Origin of the sequence: Streptomyces kebangsaanensis (genome assembly GCF_001906585.1) — a bacterium.
Taxonomy (GTDB): domain Bacteria; phylum Actinomycetota; class Actinomycetes; order Streptomycetales; family Streptomycetaceae; genus Streptomyces; species Streptomyces kebangsaanensis.
Genome location: NZ_JUJA01000156.1, coordinates 142,679 through 148,440, shown reverse-complemented (window position 1 = coordinate 148,440; position 5,762 = coordinate 142,679). Strand labels below are relative to the sequence as shown.

At 75.1% G+C, this 5,762-nt stretch carries 6 protein-coding genes; 1 reads left to right on the top strand and 5 read right to left on the bottom strand.

All coding sequences use genetic code 11. The annotated features are described in order from the left end of the window. Positions 1 to 175: nucleoside hydrolase (locus RH94_RS44735; protein ID WP_234426076.1), on the bottom strand; the 175-nt coding region annotated here is incomplete at its 3' end. Positions 176 to 212: 37 nt separating this feature from the next. Next, positions 213 to 371 carry a hypothetical protein gene (locus RH94_RS46785; RefSeq protein WP_199881069.1) on the bottom strand — a complete coding sequence of 53 codons (159 nt, stop codon included), beginning with the start codon at positions 369 to 371 and terminating at the stop codon, positions 213 to 215. A 426-nt stretch (positions 372 to 797) separates the two neighbouring features. On the opposite strand from RH94_RS46785, the gene RH94_RS26945 reads away from it, so the two are divergent. After that, a complete protein-coding gene (locus tag RH94_RS26945) occupies positions 798 to 1,559 on the top strand; it encodes a hypothetical protein (RefSeq protein WP_073950760.1) in 762 nt (253 codons plus the stop codon). A gap of 142 nt (positions 1,560 to 1,701) precedes the next feature. Here the strand turns inward: RH94_RS26945 and RH94_RS26940 are convergent, their stop codons facing one another. The 3 genes from RH94_RS26940 to RH94_RS26930 form a co-directional block, all read right to left on the bottom strand. Then, complete coding sequence (locus RH94_RS26940; protein ID WP_407697361.1) at positions 1,702 to 2,529, bottom strand: GAF and ANTAR domain-containing protein; 828 nt, start codon at positions 2,527 to 2,529, stop codon at positions 1,702 to 1,704. Positions 2,530 to 2,701: 172 nt separating this feature from the next. Beyond that, on the bottom strand, positions 2,702 to 4,045 hold the full coding sequence (locus RH94_RS26935) for a helix-turn-helix domain-containing protein (protein WP_073950759.1): 1,344 nt from the start codon (positions 4,043 to 4,045) through the stop codon (positions 2,702 to 2,704). A gap of 430 nt (positions 4,046 to 4,475) precedes the next feature. Next, a partial coding sequence (locus RH94_RS26930) for an extracellular solute-binding protein (RefSeq protein ID WP_073950758.1) occupies positions 4,476 to 5,762 on the bottom strand: 1,287 nt, incomplete at its 5' end.

The window sequence follows — 5,762 nt, the reverse complement described above, 5'->3', positions numbered from 1 at the left end:
CCTGTTCCAGGACGGTCAGCGTGTTCCGCACCACCTGGTCCACGTCCGTGTTCCCGGCGACACAGCCGACCGCGCGCAGGTCGAGGCCCGGGTGGCGGACGGCGAACAGCAGGGCGAGGGCGTCGTCGACGCCGGTGTCGCAGTCGATGACCACGGGGATGGGCCGAGAGGTCACGAGGACTCCTTCCGCCGGACCGGACCCACCCCCATCGTCACTCCCACGGCCCGCCGCCGCGCGCGGCCGCCTGCTCGGTGATCCGCCGCGGCGTTCCCTCCGCGGACACGGCACCCGGGCGGCGCCCGTCCCGCAGCCGTACGGCGGCCAGGTCGCCTCCGGCTTTCCACTCCCCGGCCACCGCCTGGTGCGGCACGAGCCGCGCCGCCCTGGTCCGGGCGCCCGGGCTGCCGTGCTCCGGCCCGGCGGGCTCGGCCCGCGGTCCGCACGCCCGCGCCCGCCGTACCGGGGCGTCCGCTCGCCCCGTCCGTGCCCCGGCGGCCGGCAGCACCACCGGCCAGGCCGGGAGGGGTGCCGTCGTGCGCCTCGGGAAGGTGCGCGACCGCGCGTTCCACGCTGCCGATGACGCCGCGGTGCACCATGACGGACCGGTGCTCCGCGCCGTCGGCGCCGATGCGGTGCGGGCCGGGGGCGGGACGCCGACAGCGGGGTGCGCGTCCGCGTGAACGGTTTTCCCGCCGCTCACCCGGACGCCGCTCACCCGGACGGACCGGCGCGCTGGTGGGCGGGGTGGCCGGGTGGTGCGGTGGGAGAACAGCACTCGCCCCTGTGGAGGCCCCGCATGTTCCGTCCCCCGGCCCGTGTCCTGCCCGTCTCGGTCCTGGCCGCGGTGACCCTGCTGACCGCGGCGGCCTGCACCTCCGGGCGGTCCGGCCGGGCCGCCGAGGTCCCCGCCTCCCCGTCGGTGGCCCGCCCGGCCGCCCCGGCCTCCGTGCCTCCGACCGCCGCGCTCACCCAGGAGCAGGCGCAGAAGGCGCTGCTCACCGAGGCCGACCTGGGTCCGGTGTGGGCCCCGACCCAGGGGGCGGCGACCTGGCGGGACGGCGTGCTCAAGGCGCGGACCGAGACGCCCGACTGTCAGCGCCTGCTGGACGCCCTCTACGCCGACGAACCGCTCGGCGCCCCCTCCGGAGCGCACGCGGTCGCCGCCTTCGACAACGGCGACGACGAGGCCCAGCTCCGTTACCAGGTGCTCGCACTCCGCGCGGCGGACGTGGACCGCGCCCTGGCCTGGCTCGGCTCCCTGCCGCGGACCTGCCCCGGTTTCACGGCGACGACCACCCCGTCCGGCGTCCGGGACGTACGGGTCACGGGCCTCGCCCTCCCGGACGTCGGCGACGCCCGCCAGGGCCTGCGCGTGACGTTCACCGACGACTCCGCCACCCTCACCCTCGACGTGGCCGCCGTACGCCTCGGCGACGACGCCATCGTCCTCACCACCGGCGCCCTCGGCACCCCGCCGGAGGACACCACCGCCGAGTCCCTCCTCCTGGGCACGGACCGCCTCACAACGGTCCACCACCAGGAACGGGTCCAGGCCTGAGGGATCGGCGCGGGCGAGGACGGCCATCTCGTCCGGGCGGCGGCCGGTCCGGGACACCCGTGCCGTGTCCGGGCCGCGGACACGCCTGCAACCGCCTTGTTTTCGAGAGGAGTTCGGCCGTCACGCCCGAACGCACCCACACCTAGTCGCGGTCGAACCTCTTCCGGTACGTGATCACCTCGTGTGCCACGTCGAGTGCCGTACGGCCCTGGGCGAAGGCGGAGGCGCGCAGCCGCGCCAGGGCCTCCTCGGCGCCGATCCCGAGCTGGGCCATGATCATGCCGATGGCCTGGTAGGTCTCGTCCTGGGCCGTGGCGAGACCGCTCAGCCAGGATTCCTCCCCCACTCCCCCCTCGCCCTCCTCGCCCTCCTCGCCCTCCTCGTGGGACAAGGACATCAGGGCCAGTGTCATCACACCGGCCACGAGCCGGGCGGTGTGCAGCTCCGGCTCGGTGAGCTCGTGCGGGATGTCGCCGTACAGATCGAACGTGCCCACGCAGACGGCGCCGCTGCCGAGCGGGAGGGAGTACACCGCCTGTACACCGGACTCGGCCGCCTGCTGGGCGAACACCGGCCAGCGCCGGGCGTCGCGGCCCGTGGTCAGGTCGGAGGCCAGTACGGGCGCGCCGGTCTCCGCGGCGTGCAGCGACGGCCCGTCGCCCAGGGTGGCCTGGATCTCGGCCACCCGGGCGGCCGCGTCGTCGCTGGCGCTCATCCGTACGGGCATGCCGTTGCCGCGCAGCGAGACGCTGGCGCCGGTCACCGGCAGCAGCTCGACCGCGACCACGCACAGCCGGTGCGGGATCCCGGCGGGCGCCATGCCCCTGACGCCCTCGGCGATCGCGTCGGCGGCGTTCACCGGGTCGCGCACGCGGTCCCGCTCCGGCGCCGACCCGGTCCCGTACCCCTGGGGGCGGTCGTCCTGCGGGCGGTCGTCCTGGAAGCGGTCGTCCCTGGGCTGCACGACCACCGCCTCCTCACCACATCGGCGCGGCCCCTGCCGTCCACGGTTCCCGGGAACAGACGCACACGCGCTGAACGAGGAGACACCCCACCGCGGGTCCACCTGCCCAGGCCGACCCCCCGGGTACCCGCCCCCCTCCCCGCGGAAACCCACGGTGCCGCGGGGCGCCCGCCCGCCGTCACAGCGGCGGCTGGGCCGGGGCCGGGCCCAGGGTGGTCGTGCCGGGGGCCGTGCGGTGGCCGAGGCCCGTGCGGTAGGCGTCCAGGGCCGCCTCCACGCGGCCGGTGCGGCGGAGCAGGTCGCCCAGGAGGCGGCACAGGTCGGCGAGGTCACCGGCCGCGCCCGCGCGCTCCAGCAGGCTCAGCGCGCGCACGTAGTGCTCCTCGGCGGCCTCCGTGTCGCGGGCGTCCTCGGCGATGATGCCGAGCAGCCGGTGCGCGGCGGCGGCGTGGACGGCGCCCCGTTCGGAGGAGAGGTCCCCGAGGACCTGCCGGAGCAGCCCGGCGGCCTCCTCAGACTTGCCGCGCCGGTGCAGGACGTCGGCCAGCTCGACCGCGACCTGGCTGGTGTAGAGCGCGGCGCGCCGGGCGGACAGCATGACCTGCGCGGCCCGCAACTCCTCCTCCGCCCGCTGGAGTTCGCCGTTCTGCGCGCAGACGTAGCCGCGCATCCAGTGGCAGTTGGCGAGTTCGGTGCGCAGCTGCAGGTGCCGGTAGAGCTCGGCCGCCTTGGCGAGCGAGGCGTCGGCCTCGGCGATGCGCCCCTCGGCGAGCAGGGTGCGGGCCACCGACCGGTGCATCCGGGCCACCAGCGCCGGATCGCCCGCCTGCGGGGCGAGCGCGAGGGCGAACTCGGCCGCCTGGGCCGCCCGCGCGTGCGCCCCCATGTCCATGTACGGCCCGATGACGCTCGCGTACAGCAGGAGCAGCGCGTCCGGGTCGTGCAGCCCGCCCCGGTTGAGCTCGTCGAGGGTGGTCTCGAACAGGTAGACGGCGTACCGCAGCTCGCCCGCCAGGTAGTGGGAGACGGCCCGGCCGCGCAGCGCGGGCACCCGGGCGGGCAGCGGCGCCTCGGCGAGGGCCTGCTCGGACCGCTCGAAGAACTGCCGGCCGCTCGCCAGCTCGCCGGTCTCCAGGGCGCACTCGCCGAGCCCGAGCAGGGCCTCGGCCCTGACGTCGGTGAGCTCGTGCTCCTCGGCCTCGGCCAGCAGCCGGGCGTACTGCTCGGCCGCTTTCCCGGCCTCCCCGGTGGCGAGCGTGCGCTGCGCCTCGGTCAGCCTGAGCCGCAGGTCGGTGGCGAGGTGGGCGGGGCGGCCGGTGGCGAGCTCCTCGAAGGTGACCCCGAGCCGCTCGGCGACGTGCCTCAGCGCCTCGTCGGAGGCCCGGACCCGGCCCGCCTCGAGCGTGGAGATGTAGGCGGGGGTGTACGCCGGCTCAGCCAACTGCCTTTGAGTCAGACCCCGTTCGCGTCGCAACCGCTGCACCCTGCGCCCGATGGTCTCCGGGTCGTCCCGTTTCGCCATGCGGTTCATCATGCCAGCAGGCGGCTTGCGGCAAACGGTGCGCACTGACCGGAAATCAGCACCGGACCTTCCGCCCATGAGGCCCCAACTCGCCCTGTCACTCTTTCCGTTGGGCCGTCCGACCCCCTAGTTTGGAGAGCGCGTTAAACGTGCTTAATCCATCACTGTCGTTGCGAGGTCGGTTGCCGTGCTCGGACGCACTGTCGCGCGCCAAGGACTCGGACTCATCTCCGCACGTTTCGTCAGAGGATTCGGCGCAGCCGTCATAGCCGTGGCCGCCCTCGTCGCGGCGGCCAACGCGGGTCCGGCGAAGGCGTCCGACCCGGTACCGGCCCAACAGGTCGCCCAGAGCCGCTAGTTCCGCCGGTTCGCCAGTCATGCCCTTCCTGCTCGGTCCGGCTCGGTCCGGCTCGGTCCGGCTCGGTCCGGCTCAGTCCGGCAGTGCCCGCCGCAGTGCCTCGTCCAGTCGGCGGGCCAGCTCCGCGTCGCCGGGCGGGTCACCGGTGAGCAGGGCGCCCAGTTCCGCGGTGAAGGTCTGGGTGAAGGCCCCGTAGAGCGGGGTGCGGGGACGGGAGACCGCCCGCCGCAGGGCGGGGAGCAGGACGGCGCGGGCGTAGCCGGGCCGGCCGGCCGCGTCCCGGGGCATGTGATCGGTGCGCTCACCGGTGGGCGACGCCGACGGCGCCGCCCCGGGGGCGGGCGCCACCGCGCACCGGACCCGGTCGTCCACGTACGCCGACGTGCGCGTCGCGGCGAACCCCGCGTCCAGCAGGCAGCGTTCGCTCTCGGCGCTGGTCAGGAAGGTGATCAGCTCGGCCGCCTTCCGGGCCCGCTGGGAGGACCGGGTGACCGCCAGGTTCTGCCCGCCGAGCACCGCCCGGCCGGGCAGCGGGGCCACACCGAGCTGCTGGTCGGTGAAGGTCTGGTGGAGCGTGCCGTAGGCGTACGGCCAGTGCCGTAGGAAGGCCGTGCGGCCGTCTGCGAAGTCGCTGAGCGAGGCGCCCTCGTCGGAGTTCACGGCGCTGCCCAGGATGTACGGCGTGTCGGTGCGGCGGCGCAGCTCGGCGATGCCGTCGGTCAGCTCCCGCAGATCGGCGGTGTAGCGGCCGGAGGCGTCGGTGAGCGCGAAGTCCTTCGTCGCCGAGGCGAAGGCCTCGACGGCGTTGACCGTACGGCCCTCGTAGGCGGCGAGCTGCGTGGTCCACAGCTTCTCGTACCCCTTGGGCCGGTTGCCGTCCAGGATGTCGCGGAACTCGCGCAGCTGCTGCCAGGTGACGTCGGTGCCGAGGTCGGTGCGCTGCACGCTCGCCGTGCGCAGGTGGTCGCGCCGGTAGTAGAGCAGCCCCACGTCGCTGTTGAACGGCACCGCGTAGACCCGGTCCTTCCAGCGGGCCGTGCCGGCCACCGACGCGATGACGTCGTCGTCGACCGCCCGGTCGGGCAGCGGTCCGATCAGCCCCGCCTCGGCGAACTCCGGCACCCAGGTCACGTCCAGGTTGACCACGTCGTAGTCGGCGCTGCCCGACTGCAGGGCGCCCAGCAGCTGGCTGCGCTGCTCGTCGGCCGAGCCGGGCAGCTCCACCAGCTGGGCCCGGTAGGCGGGGTTCTGCTTCCCCTGCCGCAGGTTCCAGGCGTCGATGAGCTGTTGGCGGATGCCGTTCTTGCCGGTCACGTCCCGGCCGCTGGCCACCACGATCGTGCCGGGCACGTCGGCGGG

What these genes read in the sequence shown, in the direction of transcription:
- RH94_RS26945 (WP_073950760.1), top strand. Translation starts at nt 798, where the DNA reads ATGTTCCGTCCCCCGGCCCGTGTCCTGCCCGTCTCGGTCCTGGCCGCG.
- RH94_RS26935 (WP_073950759.1), bottom strand. Translation starts at nt 4,045, where the DNA reads ATGGCGAAACGGGACGACCCGGAGACCATCGGGCGCAGGGTGCAGCGG.